This window comes from Pseudomonas sp. SORGH_AS_0211 (genome assembly GCF_031453455.1).
Classification (GTDB): Bacteria; Pseudomonadota; Gammaproteobacteria; order Pseudomonadales; family Pseudomonadaceae; genus Chryseomonas; species Chryseomonas aestiva.
This window is the reverse complement of sequence record NZ_JAVIZV010000001.1, coordinates 2,305,656-2,320,477: the sequence shown is the minus strand read 5'-3', so window position 1 is coordinate 2,320,477 and position 14,822 is coordinate 2,305,656. Positions and strand designations below refer to the sequence as shown.

The following is a 14,822-nucleotide window of genomic DNA, read 5'->3' as shown; positions in this document are numbered from 1 at the left end:
TAGGGCTAGCGCTGATTGGGGGTGGCGGTGACCAGACGCAGGGGCAGATCCGCCTGCTCGGCCTGGCGGCCGTAGTGGGCGATGACCTCGCCGGCCACGGCGATGGCGATCTCCAGCGGCAGCTTGCCCTGGACCTCGGGCAGGCCCAGCGGGCAACGCACCGTGGCCAGGCGGTCGGCGCCGTGGCCGCGCGCCGCGAGGCGGTGGTGGAACTTGGCCCACTTGGTGCGGGAGCCGATCAGACCGAAATAGCCATGGTCGCCGCGGGCGAGGATGGCGTCGGTCAACTCCAGGTCCAGGGGGTGATTATGGGTCATGACGATGTAGTAGGCACCCGCCGGCATCCGGGCGATCTCGTCGACCGGCTCGTCGGTCAGGCGCTTTTCCACGCCGGCGGGCAGGACGGCCGGAAATTCCTGGGCGCGCGAATCCACCCAGCGCACCGCGCAAGGCAGCCCGGCCAGCAGCGGCACCAGGGCGCGGGCGACATGGCCGGCGCCGAAGACGATTACCGGGACGTCCTGCGCCAGCTGGGGTTCGAACAGCAGGGTGGTGACGCCCCCGCAGCACTGGCCGAGGCTGGCGGCCAGGGAGAAACGCTCCAGGCGCGGCTGGCGGGTACCGGCGGCGAGCATTTCCCGGGCGATCTCCACCGCGCGGTATTCAAGGTGGCCGCCGCCGATGGTCAGGTGCTGCTCTTCCCGGCCCACCAGCATCTTGGTGCCGGCCTCGCGGGGCGTGGAGCCCTGCTCGTCGGCCACGGTGATCAGCACGCAGGGCTCGCCCCGCGCTTCGAAATCGGCCAGCAAGGCCAGCCAGCCACGTTTGGTGTTCATGCCGGCTCCTCCGTGGCGGGGACCGGGGCGGGCGAGGCCTCGGCGGCCAGGCGACGCATGCGCTCCACGCCCCAGAGCACCCGTTCCGGGGTGGCCGGCGCGTCCAGCGCGGGATGGAAGCGGTAATCCGCCACGCTGGCCACGGCGTCCTGCAGGGCGCACCACACCGAGATGCCGAGCATGAACGGCGGCTCGCCCACGGCCTTGGAGTGGAACACCGTGGCCTCGGGATTCTGTCGATTCTCCACCAGCCGCACGCGCAGGTCCGGTGGTACATCGCTCACGGCGGGGATCTTGTAGGTGGAAGGGCCGGCGGTGAGCAGCTTGCCGGCGTCGTTCCACACCAGTTCTTCCATGGTCAGCCAGCCCAGGCCCTGGACGAAGCCGCCTTCGACCTGGCCGATGTCGATGGCCGGATTCAGGGAGGCACCGACGTCATGGAGGATGTCGGTGCGCAGCAGGCGGTATTCGCCGGTGAGCGTGTCGATCAGCACCTCGGAGCAGGCGGCGCCGAAGGCATAGTAGTAGAAGGGCCGACCGCGGGCCTGGTCGCGGTCGTAGTGGATCTTGGGCGTGCGGTAGTAGCCGGTGCTGGACAGCGACACCTGGCCGACATAGGCCAGCTGGATCAGCTCCTCGAAGCTCAGCAGCCGGTCGCGCACCCGGACGTGACCGTTGCGGAAGTCGACCTCTTCGGAGCCGACGTGGAAGTGGCGGCTGGCGAAGTCGATCAGGCGGTCCTTGATGGTCTGGGCGGCGTTCTGGGCGGCCTTGCCGTTCAGATCGGTGCCGCTGGAAGCCGCGGTGGGCGAGGTGTTGGGCACCTTGTCGGTGTTGGTCGCGGTGATCTGGATGCAAGCTATGTCGACCTGGAAGACCTCGGCCACCACCTGGGCGACCTTGGTGTTGAGCCCCTGGCCCATCTCGGTGCCGCCATGGTTCAGGTGGATGCTGCCATCGGTGTAGACGTTGACCAGGGCGCCGCCCTGGTTGAGGAATGAAGAGGTGAAGGAAATGCCGAATTTCACCGGGGTCAGCGCCAGGCCCTTCTTGAGTACGGGACTGGTCCGGTTGAAGTCGCGAATGGCTTCGCGGCGGGTCTGGTAGTCGCTGCTGGCCGCCAGGTCCGCGGTCATCTCGTCGAGCAGGTTGTCTTCCACCACCTGGTGGTAGTGGGTGACGTTGCGCGTCTCCTTGCCGTAGTAGTTGCGCCGGCGCACCTCCAGCGGATCCAGGCCGCGATGGCGGGCGATGGCGTCCATGACGTTCTCGATGGCCAGCATGCCCTGGGGGCCGCCGAAACCGCGGTAGGCGGTATTGGACGCCAGGTGGGTCTTGCAGCGGTGGCCGGTGATCTGGGCGTTGCCGAGGAAGTAGGCGTTGTCGGCATGGAACATGGCGCGGTCGATGATGGCGTTGGACAGGTCGGGCGAATAGCCGCAGTTGCCCGCCAGTTCGAAGCGGATACCCAGCAGGCGACCCTCTTCGTCGAACCCGACGTCGTATTCGACGTGAAAGGGATGGCGCTTGCCGGTCATGTGCATGTCTTCGAATCGCGGCAGGCGCATCTTCACCGGGCGCCCGGTGAGATGGGCAAACACCGCGCAGAGCGCTGCGGGCATGCCGGCCTGGCTTTCCTTGCCGCCGAAGCCGCCGCCCATGCGTCTCATGTCGACGGTAACCCTGTTCATCGACACCCCCAGCACCTCGGCCACCTGCTTCTGCACCTCGGTGGGATTCTGGGTGGAAGAATAGACCAGCATGCCGCCGTCTTCGGTGGGCATCACCGAGGCCACCTGGGTTTCCAGGTAGAAGTGTTCCTGGCCGCCAATGGCCAGTTCGCCCTGCAGGCGATGGGGCGCGGCGGCCAGGGCGGCGGCCGCGTCACCGATCCGATGGCTGTGGCTGGGTGAGATGAAGTGCTCGCGGCGAAGCGCCTCCCTGACGTCGAGGATGGCCTCCAGCGGCTCGTATTCGACGAGGGCGGCCTGGGCGGCGCGGCGGGCGGCATCCAGGCTGCTGGCGGCCACCGCCAGGATCGGCTGGCCCAGGTACTGCACCTTGCCATCGGCCAGCAGCGGATCGCCGGGCAATACGGCGCCAATGTCGAGCTGGCCGGGTACGTCGGCGGCGGTGATGGCCAGGGCCACGCCAGGGATCTGATAGCAGGGCGTGAGATCGATGTGCCTGATCCGCGCGTGGGCGTGCTCGCTCATCCGCGCATAGACGTGCAGCTGGTTGGGAAATTCCAGGCGGTCATCGATATAGACGGCTTCGCCGCTGACATGCTTGTCGGCGCTCTCGTGCTTGAGCGGCTTGCCGACGCCGGTGGCCAGGCCGACGGCGAAGGCCGCGGCCATTTCCTCGGGGGTGCGGGCGGGCAGGGTGCTAGACATGGGCGGTGACCCTCGTGGCGAGCGCGGGCTGGGTGGTTTCCAGGTGACATTTGCGCAGCAGGTTCTGCGCCGTCAGCAGGCGGTATTCGCGACTGGCGCGGAAATCCGACAGCGGGGCGAAATCCTCGGCCAGGGCCTGGACGGCGCACTCGATGGCTGCGGCGTTCCAGGGCTGGCCGAGCAGCGCCTGTTCGCAGCGCGCCGCCCGCTTGGGCGTGGCCGCCATGCCGCCATAGGCGATGCGCACGCTGGCGACGCGGTCCTGCTCAAGTTCCACGGCGAAGGCGGCGCAGACCGCGGAAATATCGTCATCCAGCCGCTTGGACACCTTGAAGGCGCGGAACATCAGGCCCTCGCGTGACCGCGGCACCCGTACCGCCTGGATGAATTCGCCCGGCTCCAGGGCGGTCTTGCGATAGTCGAGGAAGAAGTCGTCGAGGGCCAGTTCGCGCAGCCGTTCGCCCTGGCGCAGCAGCACGCTGGCGCCCAGCGCCAGGAGCAGGGGCGGACTGTCGCCGATGGGCGAGGCATTGCCGATATTGCCGCCCAGGGTACCCTGGTTGCGGATCTGCAGGGAGGCGAAGCGCTGCAGCAGGGTGCCGAAGTCCGGGTAGTCGGCGGCCAGGGCGGCGGCGCAATCGGCCAGCGGGGTGGCGGCGCCGATCTCGATAACCTCGTCGCTCAGGGTAAGGCCACGCAATTCGGGCAGGTTGCCCAGGTAGATCAGGGTTTCCAGTCGACGATGCTGCTGGGTGACCTCCAGGGCCAGGTCGGTGCCGCCGGCCAGCAGGCGCGCTTCGGGATGGGCCAGGTAGAGACTGGCCAGTTCGCTCAGGCTGGTAGGGCTGTGGCAGCGTCGACCGTCTCCTTCCAGGCGCGTAGCGGGCGTAGGCGCCAGGGCCTGGAGACGTTCCAGGGTCTGCTGCTCGCGGGCATCGAACTGATCCGGCTGCCGCCCGGCGCAGGCCTGCTCGGCCGCGGCCAGGATCGGCCGGTAGCCGGTGCAGCGGCAGAGATTGCCGGCCAGGGCCTCGTGGGTCATGGCGTCATCGGGCGCGGCCACGTTCTTTTGCAGGGCGAACAGCGACATGACGAAGCCCGGGGTGCAGTAGCCGCACTGGGAGCCGTGGCAGTCGACCATGGCCTGCTGCACGCTGTGCAGGCGGCCCTGGTGCTTGAGGTCCTCGACACTGATCAGCTGCCGGCCGTCCAGCGCCGCGACAAAGGTCAGGCAACTGTTGACGGTGCGATAGCGCAACCGGTCGCCGTCGGGCTCGGCCAGCACCACGGTGCAGGCGCCGCAGTCGCCCGAGGCGCAACCTTCCTTGGTGCCGGTCTTGCCGCAGCGCTCGCGCAGGTACTGCAGCACGGTGAGGTTGGGGTCGAGCTGCTCTTCGCTGCGCAACTCCTGGTCCAGCAGAAACCTGATCACGGCCGCTCTCCACCTGGTCTCGAATGTCTCGATGGTGGGTAAAGCTGACCGATAGGTCAACAATTGCCCGGTCGAGTGGAGCGCCCCTGTCGTTTTTGGGCAAGCGCCCTGGCCAAGGCTGCGCCGTCCTGGCGCGCCCAGCACGGTGTTGCACACCGATGGTGCAAAACAAGCGCTCTAGGCTGCGTTTCTGCGGAATATTTATGCCGGCGCTTCAAGGCCGTCACAGCAGTGCCGATATAAAAGGCAGACGATTGCGGCCTGGCCGCCTGCCGTCAGCACCCTCGTACAACCGTTGCAACAGGTCGCTACCGTGCCTACCCAACTCAACCGCGTCGCCCTTCAGGCCTCCCTGGGTTTCTTCGCCCTGGTCACCCTCATTTTCACCCTGGCCGGGTGGATGCTGTTCGACCTGTGCGCGCGCATCGACGAGCAGCAACGCCATCACAGCGAAGCGGATGCCCAGCGGGCGCTGGAGACGCGGCTGGACAAACTGGGCCGGGTGCTGACGGATTATTCCTTCTGGCTGGAGGCCTATGCGCGGACCAGCAAGAAGGTCGACGTCAACTGGGCCTACGAAGAAGACAACGTCGGGCCATCCCTCTATAGCGGCTATGGCGTGAATGGCGCCTTCATCCTGGCGCCCACTGGGGTCACGCGCTACGCCGTGGTCGGCGGCGGTCGCAGCAAGCTGCAACTGGATACATGGCTGGGCGACGACCAGGCGCGGTTGCTGGCACAGGCACGGGAGCGCTCGCTCAAGGATGGCTATGCCCAGGGCTATTTCCTGATCGAGGGCAAGCCGGCCAGCGTGCTGGCCGCGGTCATCCGCCCGGACGCCACCTACCAGGACTTCAAGCGGCTGTCCTACATGGTCTTCGTCGACATCCTCACGCCGGACAAGCTCGCCCAGCTCGGCCAGACCTTCGAATTGCCCGGGCTGACCGCGGAGCCAGGGGAACTGCCCGCCCTGGCGGAGCGGCCGACCCTGGTGGTGAAGTCCGATCCGGGCATCGTCGTGACCTTCCACTGGCTGGTGCATGGCATGGGGCAGCGCCTGCTGGCGCAGTTCCTGCCGTTGCTGGCGACGATGTGTGGTCTGGCGCTGCTGCTGGTCTGGTACCTGCGCCGCCGGATCGGCCTGGCGGCACGGCAGACGAATGTGGCCGAAGATGCCCTGAGGCACAGCGAGCAGCGCTTCCGCACCGTTTCCGAGGCCTCGTCCGACTGGATCTGGGAGAGCGACGCCGAGCAGCGGCTGGTCTATCTCTCGGAGCGCTTCGTGGCGGTGACCGGCTTCAGCCGCGAGGACTGGCTGGGCCGCCCGCTGCACGAACTGCTCGGCTATCCGCCGAGCCAGGTGGAAGAAGTGGCGAGGACGCCCCTGGCGACCGGCCGCACCCGGCGCCCCCTGCGCTGCGAGATGCGTGACGCCCAGGCCAAGCTCAGGTACTGCCAGCTGACGGCGCAACCCATCATCAGCGGTGGTCTGCTGGCGGGCTTTCGCGGCACCGTGTGCGACGTGACCGAGGAAATCGAGGCCAAGGCGCGCATCGAACACATCAGCCAGCACGATGCCCTGACCGGACTGGCCAACCGTCATCAACTGCACCGCTACCTGGCGCAGCGCTTCGCCGCGGGCGTCAACGCCAGTCAGCCGCTGCATCTGCTGGCCCTCGACCTGGACCGCTTCAAGCCGGTCAACGACTCCCTCGGCCATGGCGCCGGCGACCAGGTGCTCTGCCAGGTCGCCCGGGAGTTGCGCGCCAGCGTGCGCGAGGGCGATCTGGTCGCGCGCATCGGTGGCGATGAATTCGTCATCGCGGTGAATGGCTGCCTGAGCGCCGAGCAGGTGAGCGTGCTGTGCAACCGAATGCTGGAGGGCATCGGCCGGCCCATGCGCATCGACGAGCACGACATCAACATCGGTGCGAGCATCGGCATCGCCCGGGCGCCCCAGGATGGCCATGGCGCCGAGGATCTGCTGCGCTATGCCGACATCGCCCTGTACGAGGCCAAGGCGGCGGGACGCAATACCCTGAGGTTCTATGAACCCACCATGAACCAGCGCATCCTCGAGCGGCGCCAGCTGGAGACCGAGTTGCGCCTCGGGTTGCAGCGACTGGAATTCGAGCTGGATTTCCAGCCGCGCTTCGCCGCCAATGGCCAGCGATTGCTGGGCGCCGAGGCGCTGGTGCGCTGGAATCATCCCGCTCGCGGTCGACTGGCACCCGCCGCATTCATCGGGGTGGCGGAGGAAACCGGGCTGATCCTGGGGCTGAGCGACTGGGTGCTGCAGGAAGCCTGCAGTCAGGCGCTGGAGTGGGCGCCAGAGTTGATCGTGTCCATCAACCTGTCACCGCTGGAGTTCCAGCGCGATGATCTGGTGGCACGCATCCGCAAGGTGCTCGACCGCACCGGCATCGACCCGGCGCGGGTCGAGCTGGAGCTCACCGAGAACGTCCTGCTGGACGACGCCGCGGGCGCCCTGGAGTTGATGAAGAAGCTCAAGGCCCTGGGCGTGCGGCTGTCCATGGACGACTTCGGCACTGGCTATTCCTCGCTGAGCTATCTGCGCACCTATCCCTTCGACTGCCTAAAGATCGATCGCAGCTTCGTCTCCAACATCGAGGTGAGCGAGAGCAATGCCGCCATCGTCGAGGCCATCGTCAGCATGGGGCGGGCACTGTCGTTGACGGTGGTGGCCGAGGGCATCGAGACCGCCGGCCAGCTGGCGCGCATCGCCGACCTCAAATGCGACCAGGCCCAGGGCTTCCACCTGCAGCGGCCGCTGTCCCCGGCGCGTTTTGCGGCCTTGCGGCAGGAGCAGTCACAGCCACGGGAAGCGTCGAACGACGCCAGCCGGACCCTGGTCGCGCACTAGGCGCTGGGGGCGCCCAGGGCCGCTCCCAGCAACAGCGCGGCGAACACCAGAAAGAATGCGCCAGCCGCCCGCTGCAGCCGGGCGAGGGTGGTACCCGAGGTCAGGCGGGCGCTCAGGACTGTCGCTGCCCCGGCGTAGCTGCAATGGATGATGAAGCTCATCAGGCAGAAGGTCGCCACCAGCAGCATCAGCTGCGGCAACACCGGGCGATCCGCCTGGATGAAGGGCGGAAACAGCGCCAGGAAGAAGAGGATCAGCTTGGGGTTGGTCAGGGACACCAGCAGGCCCTGCAGGAGGTGTCTGGCACCGCTGACCGAAGGCCGCGTGGCGGCAGGCTGCCGGCCCTGGGACGCAGGACTGCGCAGACGCCGCAGTCCCAGCCAGCCCAGATAGAGCGCGCCGACCAGTTGCAATCCCTGCAGGGCCCGCGGCGAGCTGCTCACCAGGGCGCCGAGCGCGGTGCTGGCCAGGACGGCCACCAGCAGTATGCCCAGCACCACCCCGAGGATGCCCGGCAGGGCGCCGCGCAGCCGCAGCTGCAGCGCATTGGTGGTCGTGAGCAGTACGCCCGGGCCGGGGCTGGCGATGGTGAGGCCGCACAGCAGGAGGTAGAGGGCGAAGGGTTGCATTGGGCGTGTCTCAACCTGCTGGCATGGGACGACTGGAAGGGTCGTCTTCCTGGGAGGCTGGCCGGTGCCGGCCATGGGTACCCAGTATGGCCAGCCGCCTTGCCGAGGTCGCGATGCAGAATCCAGGCTTTTGGACCGGACAGCCGCTCGGGCCGGCCCGGTCGTCTTCTCCTATCGCAGGCTCAAGGCGGCGGGGGAAGCGGGTTGCCAGCCTCCACCTAGCGCCTTGAAAGTCCCTACTGCCGCCTGTGCTGCTGCCGTTTGCGCCTGGGCACGTGCATCGGCAGTGCGTAGCAGGCGCTCATCGGCCTGCAGAACGTCGACCAGGGGTACCACGCCCTTCTGGTAGGCAAGGGCGGAGGCCTGTCGGGCTTTTCTGAGAGAGGCTTCGCCCGCCGTCAGCAGAGTGACCTGCTCTTCGCGCTTCAGCTGGCTGGTGAGGGCATCTTCGACGTCTTCGGTGGCGCGCAACGCCGCCAGCCGATAGGCCGCCAGCAATTCCGCACCCTGGCCCTTGGCCGCCTGGATCTGCGCATCGATCCGTCCGAAGTCGAACAGCCGCCAGCGTACGCCCAGGGTACCCAGCGCCTGATTGGCGTCGTGGCTGAAGAGGTTGCCACTGGAAATCGTGGTGGCGCTGCCGAGCAGGGCGCTCAGGGAGATCCTGGGATAGTACTCGGCCATCGCTGCGCCGATCCGGGCATTGGCGGCAGCGAGACGGCGCTCGGCCGCGATCAGGTCCGGACGCCGCCGGAGCAGGTCGGCAGGCGTGCCTGCCGTATCGAGTCGGGGGCCGCTGGGGATGGACGCGGCGCCAGCCAGTTGGGCACGCCAGGTACCAGGTGGTGTCGCCAGCATCACGTCCAGCGCATTCATCGCCCGCTCCAGCGAGAACTCCAGACCGGGTATCGAAGCCTGAACCTCGGCCAATCCCCCTTCGGCCTGGCGTAGCTCCCGGTCGGTCGCCAGGTCCTTGCTGTTCAATAGCCTGACCATCGACAGCAACCCCTGCTGGGTGTCGACCTGACGCCGAGCGATCGCCAGGCGGGTCTGCAGACCGCGGATGCCGACATAGAGATCAGCGGTCTGGGCAGCCACGGCCAGCCGCACGGCGCGGGCGCCGGCCAGGGTGGCCTGGTAGTCGGCCCGGGCGGCCTCGCGATCTCGGCGCAGGCCGCCGAACACGTCCAGCTCCCAGCTTGCGTCGAGATTGACTTCATAAGAGGAGCCGCTCCTGTCATAGCCGGGCGATGAAGCCAGCACCCGTCCAAGCGGTGTCTCCCGAGACTGGTAGGCACGACCGGCTTGGCCATCAAGGTCGCCTACTGGCAACAGCGCGGCGTTGGCCGCCGTAACGCCGGCGCGAGCCTGGGTAATGCGTGCGTTGGCTTGAGCCAGGTCGAGATTTTGCGCAAGGGCCTGGTTTACCAGGCGGCTCAGGAGCGGATCGTTGAAGCGGTCCCACCAGCCAGCCAGCGCCTGATCGGCCAGGGGCGCTGGCACCGGCTCCCGCTGGAAGCTTGCCGGGAGCGCAACTTCAGGGGCGCGGTAGTCAGGCCCCACGGTACAGCCGCTCGCCAGAGTGGCGCTGGTGAGCAGAATAATCTGGAGTCTGGAACGCATGGGCTTTTATCCTGAGCAACGCCTGAACGGTTTTAGTGACTAATTTGTATATTGGTCACCTTCCGTTTCATTTTGCAACTGCCGGAACGCCTCTCTCCATGACTACCGAATCCGTTTCACCTGGCCAGGCCCGCGGACCGGCCGAGCACGACGTGCGCCACCAGATCATGGTGGCGGCGAAAGAACACTTCAGCCTTTATGGCTACGAGAAAACCACGGTGTCCGAACTCGCCAGGAGCATCGGATTTTCCAAGGCCTACATCTATAAATTCTTCGATTCGAAGCAGGCGATCGGCGAGGCCATCTGTGCGGATTGCCTGAGCCGAATCGAGGCAGAGGCCAGGGCCGCGGTTACTTCGACCAACCAGCCGCACGAGAAGCTCAGAAGGCTGTTCCAGAGCCTGGCGACGGCAACCTTGCAGCTGTTTTCCGACGATCGGAAGCTGTACGAAATCGCGATCTCGGCGGCGTCGGGTCGCTGGCCGGCCACGATCGGCTACGAAGCGCGGGTGCAGGCGCTGCTCAAGGAGATCCTGGTGCAGGGGCGCTGGGAAGGACAGTTCGAGCGCAAGACGCCGATCGACGACGTGACGATGGCGACCTATCTCGTGCTTCGACCCTATCTGAATCCGCTGATGCTGCAGCACAGCTTCGAGCATTTCGACGTCGCTCCCACCCAGGTGGCTAACCTGGTGCTGCGCAGCCTCGCGCCTTAAATTGCTTTGTGACTATTGACTAAAATGGTCACTGGTATCACATTGCGCGCTCTGCTGGCATCCTCTCGGAGCTTCCATGTTCGCGCACCGTCTGCTTTCCGCCGCTGTGGGGGCTACAGTCCTCTCGCTGTCCCTTGGCGGGTGCAACGCCCCTTCCCAGGGCGATCCCCGTACGCAGGCGCCTTTGGTGCGCGTTGCGATGGCGGAGCCCGCCGAGAGCGCCGGTCGTACCTTTACCGGTATCGTCGCCGCGCGGATCCAGAGCGATCTGGGTTTTCGCGTGACAGGCAAGGTCGCCGAACGGCTGGTGGACATCGGTGAATTCGTCAAGCGCGGGCAGCCGCTGCTGAAGCTTGATCCCATCGATCTGCAGCTGGCCCTGCAGGCACAGCGCGAAGCCGTGGCCGCGGCCCAGGCGCGGGCTCGCCAGGCGGCAGACGATGAGTCCCGCTATCGAGACCTGCGAGGTACAGGGGCAATCTCGGTCTCCGGCTACGATCAGATCAAGGCGGCTGCGGATACGGCGAGGGCCCAGCTCAAGGCTGCCGAAGCCCAGGCGGAGGTAGCCCTCAACGCCAGCCGTTATGCCGTCCTGGTGGCCGATGCGGAGGGCACCGTGGTCGATACGCTGGCCGAGCCCGGGCAGGTCGTAGCCGCTGGACAGATCGTCATGCGCCTGGCTCGCGCGGGCGCCCGAGAGGTCGTCGTCCAGCTACCGGAGACCTTGCGTCCGGCACTTGGCTCCCTGGCCCAAGCCAGCCGTTTGGGCGGTGCGCAACAGCCGGGACCGGCTCGGCTGCGGCAGTTGTCGGATAGCACCGACCGCGAGACGCGTACCTTCGAGGCGCGCTATGTGCTCGAAGGGGCGCTGGCCAATGCGCCCCTGGGCACAACGGTGAGACTGCGCATTCCGGAAGAGTCCGTGCCGCGGGCGAATGCCTTGAAGGTGCCCTTGGGCGCTCTGTACGACGAGGGCAGGGGCGCAGGGGTCTGGCGTATCCAGGGCTCGCCCGAGCAGGTCGCCTGGGTACCCGTGCAGGTTCGCCAGCTGGCGGATGACACCGCCCTGGTGGACGGCCCCCTCCTGCCGGGTGACAGGGTCGTGGCCCTCGGCGCTCATCTGCTTCACGAAGGCCAGACGATCCGCTTGGCTGCAGATGCCAACAATGCGCTGGAAGGAAAGCAGCCGTGAGCGACAGCCGATTCAATCTGTCGGCGCTGGCCGTCCGCGAGCGCTCGATCACCCTGTTTCTGATCCTGCTGATCTCGGTCGGTGGGGTGCTGGCCTTCTTCAAGTTGGGGCGGGCTGAAGACCCGGCTTTCACGGTCAAGGTCATGACCATCATCACGGCCTGGCCGGGGGCCACGGCGCAGGAGATGCAGGATCAGGTCGCCGAGAAGCTGGAAAAGCGCCTGCAGGAATTGCGCTGGTACGACCGCTCGGAAACCTATACCCGTCCGGGGCTGGCCTTCACCACCTTGACGCTGCTCGACCGAACGCCGCCGGCCGAGGTCCCGGAGGAGTTCTACCAGGCGCGCAAGAAGATCAGTGACGAAGCCAAGACCTTGCCCGCCGGGGTGATCGGGCCAATGGTCAACGATGAATACGCCGATGTCACCTTCGCGCTCTTCGCGCTCAAGGCCCGGGGCGAGCCGCAGCGGCTGCTGGCGCGCGAGGCGGAAACGCTGCGCCAGCGCCTGCTGCATGTGCCGGGGGTCAAGAAGGTCAATATCCTGGGTGAGCAGACCGAACGCATCCATGTGGAGTTTTCCCATGATCGCTTGGCGACCCTGGGGGTCGCACCGCAGGACATCTTTGCCGCGCTCAATGCCCAGAATGTCCTGACTCCCGCGGGCTCCATCGAAACCCGCGGCCCCGAGGTCTTTGTTCGCCTGGATGGTGCCTTCGAACGGCTCGATGCCATTCGCGACACCCCGGTGATCGTCAGAGGGCGCACCTTCAAGCTGGCGGACATCGCGACGGTGACGCGTGGCTATGAAGACCCGGCCACCTTCGTCATCCGCAGCGGTGGCGAGCCGGCCCTCCTGCTGGGCATCGTCATGCGCGACGGCTGGAATGGCCTGGATCTCGGCAAGTCCCTTGAAAGCGAAGTTGGCGCCATGAGCGCTGAGATGCCCTTGGGCATGAGCCTGACCAAGGTCACCGACCAGGCGGTCAACATCGCCTCGTCGGTCGACGAATTCATGATCAAGTTCTTTGTCGCCCTGCTGGTGGTGATGGTGGTGTGCTTCGTCAGCATGGGCTGGCGGGTGGGCATCGTCGTGGCGGCCGCGGTCCCCCTGACGCTGGCGGCGGTGTTTCTCGTCATGGCAGCCACCGGCAAGAATTTCGATCGCATTACCCTGGGCTCGCTGATCCTGGCCCTGGGGCTGCTGGTGGACGATGCCATCATCGCCATCGAGATGATGGTGGTGAAGATGGAGGAGGGCTATAGCCGGGTCAAGGCGTCGGCCTATGCCTGGAGCCATACCGCCGCCCCCATGCTGGCCGGCACTCTAGTGACCGCCGTGGGCTTCATGCCCAATGGCTTTGCTCAGTCCGCTGCAGGTGAATACACCAGCAACATGTTCTGGATCGTCGGCATCGCGCTGATCACCTCCTGGCTCGTGGCGGTGGTCTTCACACCCTACCTGGGCGTCAAGCTGCTGCCGGAGACCAGGACGGTCGAGGGTGGCCATGGTGCGCTCTACGATACGCCGCGCTACCACCGCTTCCGCCGCGTTCTCGGCCAGGTGATTGCGCGCAAGTGGCTGGTCGCGCTGCTGGTGATCGGCCTGCTCGTGGCCGCCATCCTGGGCATGGCTGTCGTCAAGAAGCAGTTCTTCCCCATCTCCGATCGCCCCGAGGTGATGGTGGAGGTGCAGATGCCCTATGGCACCTCGATCACCGAGACCGAGCGGGCGACCGCCAAGGTCGAGGCCTGGCTCGCCCAGCAGGACGACGCCCGGATCGTGACGTCTTACATCGGACAGGGCGCACCCCGCTTCTTTCTCGCCATGAGCCCGGAACTGCCGGATCCGTCCTTCGCCAAGATCATCATCCGCACCGACAATCCCGAGGCCCGCGAAGCTCTCAAGCTGCGGCTGCGTGACGCCATTGCCGCCGGACTCGCGCCGGAGGCACAGCTGCGGGTCACCCAACTGGTGTTCGGGCCCTATTCGCCATTCCCGGTCGCCTTTCGCGTGAGCGGTCCCGACCCGCAGGTGCTGCGGCGGGTGGCGGGGGAGGTGGAGCAGGTGATGCGCGCCAGTCCGCTGATGCGCACCGTCAACAGCGATTGGGGCACGCGTACGCCGGTCCTGCGCTTCAAGTTGCAGCAGGATCGCCTGCAGGCGCTAGGCCTGAGCTCGAGCTCCGTGGCGCAGCAGCTGCAATTCCTGCTCAGCGGCGTGCCGGTTACGGCGGTGCGCGAAGACATTCGTACCGTCCAGGTGGTTGCGCGCGCGGCGGGCGACGTTCGCCTCGATCCTGCGCGGTTGCGCGATCTGACGCTGGTTGGCGCCCAGGGCCAACGCATTCCGCTGTCGCAGATCGGCGACCTGGAGGTGCAGATGGAAGAGCCCCTCATGCGGCGGCGCGATCGGGTGCCGACGATCACGGTGCGCGGCGATATCGCCGAAGAGCTGCAACCGCCAGACGTTTCCACTGCCGTGCTCAAGCAGCTGCAGCCGATCATCGAGCGCTTGCCGGCGGGCTATCGGATCGTGCAGGCGGGCGCCATCGAAGAGTCGGGCAAGGCGATGGCGGCGATGCTGCCGATCTTCCCGCTGATGATCGCGTTGACGCTGCTCATCATCATCCTGCAGGTACGTTCCATGGCAGCGATGATCATGGTCTTCATGACCAGCCCGCTGGGGCTGATCGGGGTCGTCCCTACGCTGATCCTCTTCCAGCAACCCTTCGGTATCAACGCCCTGGTCGGGCTGATCGCGCTGTCGGGCATCCTGATGCGCAACACCCTGATCCTGATAGGGCAGATCCACCAGAACGAGCAGGACGGCCTGCCACCCTTCCAGGCGGTAGTCGAGGCGACCGTGCAGCGCGCAAGACCGGTGATCCTCACGGCGCTGGCGGCGGTGCTGGCCTTCATTCCGCTTACCCATTCGGTGTTCTGGGGCACCCTGGCCTACACCCTCATCGGCGGCACCCTCGCCGGTACGGTGCTTACCCTGGTGTTCCTGCCGGCCATGTATGCGATCTGGTTCCGCATCAGGCCACCCGCCCGCGGTGATTCCCTGTCCTCCGACCTGGCAATTGCGCCGTGATCGGACGCGAACAAGACAC

At 66.7% G+C, this 14,822-nt stretch carries 9 protein-coding genes; 4 read left to right on the top strand and 5 right to left on the bottom strand.

Annotated elements, in window-relative coordinates; translation table 11 throughout:
• Nucleotides 1-5: 5 nt before the first annotated feature.
• The 3 genes from xdhC to xdhA are packed head-to-tail and all read right to left on the bottom strand — an operon-like array spanning nt 6 to nt 4,664.
• Nucleotides 6-836, bottom strand: coding sequence for a xanthine dehydrogenase accessory protein XdhC (gene xdhC / locus QE393_RS10780; RefSeq protein ID WP_273806063.1), 831 nt, complete (start codon nt 834-836; stop codon nt 6-8).
• Complete coding sequence (xdhB, locus tag QE393_RS10775; protein ID WP_310043417.1) at nt 833-3,232, bottom strand: xanthine dehydrogenase molybdopterin binding subunit; 2,400 nt, start codon at nt 3,230-3,232, stop codon at nt 833-835. Before xdhB ends, xdhC begins: the two co-directional genes overlap by 4 nt.
• On the bottom strand, nt 3,225-4,664 hold the full coding sequence (xdhA, locus tag QE393_RS10770) for a xanthine dehydrogenase small subunit (RefSeq protein WP_273806065.1): 1,440 nt from the start codon (nt 4,662-4,664) through the stop codon (nt 3,225-3,227). The genes xdhB and xdhA overlap by 8 nt, the downstream gene beginning before the upstream one ends.
• A 313-nt stretch (nt 4,665-4,977) precedes the next feature.
• Here xdhA and QE393_RS10765 point away from each other — a divergent pair, with 313 nt between their 5' ends.
• The gene (locus tag QE393_RS10765) at nt 4,978-7,548 is read left to right on the top strand and encodes an EAL domain-containing protein (protein WP_310043414.1); all 2,571 of its coding nucleotides are present in this window, start codon (nt 4,978-4,980) and stop codon (nt 7,546-7,548) included.
• Here the strand turns inward: QE393_RS10765 and QE393_RS10760 are convergent.
• Both QE393_RS10760 and QE393_RS10755 read right to left on the bottom strand, forming a co-directional pair.
• The gene (locus QE393_RS10760; protein WP_310043413.1) at nt 7,545-8,177 is read right to left on the bottom strand and encodes a LysE family translocator; all 633 of its coding nucleotides are present in this window, start codon (nt 8,175-8,177) and stop codon (nt 7,545-7,547) included. The two genes, QE393_RS10765 and QE393_RS10760, sit on opposite strands and share 4 nt — an antisense overlap.
• 171 nt (nt 8,178-8,348) lie before the next feature.
• On the bottom strand, nt 8,349-9,800 hold the full coding sequence (locus tag QE393_RS10755) for an efflux transporter outer membrane subunit (RefSeq protein WP_273806068.1): 1,452 nt from the start codon (nt 9,798-9,800) through the stop codon (nt 8,349-8,351).
• A 98-nt stretch (nt 9,801-9,898) separates the two neighbouring features.
• Between QE393_RS10755 and QE393_RS10750 the strand changes: the two genes are divergently transcribed.
• From QE393_RS10750 to QE393_RS10740, 3 genes are all read left to right on the top strand, one after another.
• A complete protein-coding gene (locus QE393_RS10750) occupies nt 9,899-10,516 on the top strand; it encodes a TetR/AcrR family transcriptional regulator (RefSeq protein WP_273806069.1) in 618 nt (205 codons plus the stop codon).
• 76 nt (nt 10,517-10,592) lie between these two features.
• Complete coding sequence (locus tag QE393_RS10745; RefSeq protein ID WP_273806070.1) at nt 10,593-11,708, top strand: efflux RND transporter periplasmic adaptor subunit; 1,116 nt, start codon at nt 10,593-10,595, stop codon at nt 11,706-11,708.
• Entirely contained in the window at nt 11,705-14,803 is a 3,099-nt protein-coding gene (locus tag QE393_RS10740) for an efflux RND transporter permease subunit (RefSeq protein ID WP_310043411.1), read from the top strand. Before QE393_RS10745 ends, QE393_RS10740 begins: the two co-directional genes overlap by 4 nt.
• Nucleotides 14,804-14,822 lie beyond the last annotated feature (19 nt).

Coding starts and splice junctions, on each gene's coding strand:
- xdhC (WP_273806063.1), bottom strand. CDS start 836: ATGAACACCAAACGTGGCTGGCTGGCCTTGCTGGCCGATTTCGAAGCG.
- QE393_RS10760 (WP_310043413.1), bottom strand. CDS start 8,177: ATGCAACCCTTCGCCCTCTACCTCCTGCTGTGCGGCCTCACCATCGCC.
- QE393_RS10745 (WP_273806070.1), top strand. CDS start 10,593: ATGTTCGCGCACCGTCTGCTTTCCGCCGCTGTGGGGGCTACAGTCCTC.
- QE393_RS10750 (WP_273806069.1), top strand. CDS start 9,899: ATGACTACCGAATCCGTTTCACCTGGCCAGGCCCGCGGACCGGCCGAG.
- xdhB (WP_310043417.1), bottom strand. CDS start 3,232: ATGTCTAGCACCCTGCCCGCCCGCACCCCCGAGGAAATGGCCGCGGCC.
- QE393_RS10755 (WP_273806068.1), bottom strand. CDS start 9,800: ATGCGTTCCAGACTCCAGATTATTCTGCTCACCAGCGCCACTCTGGCG.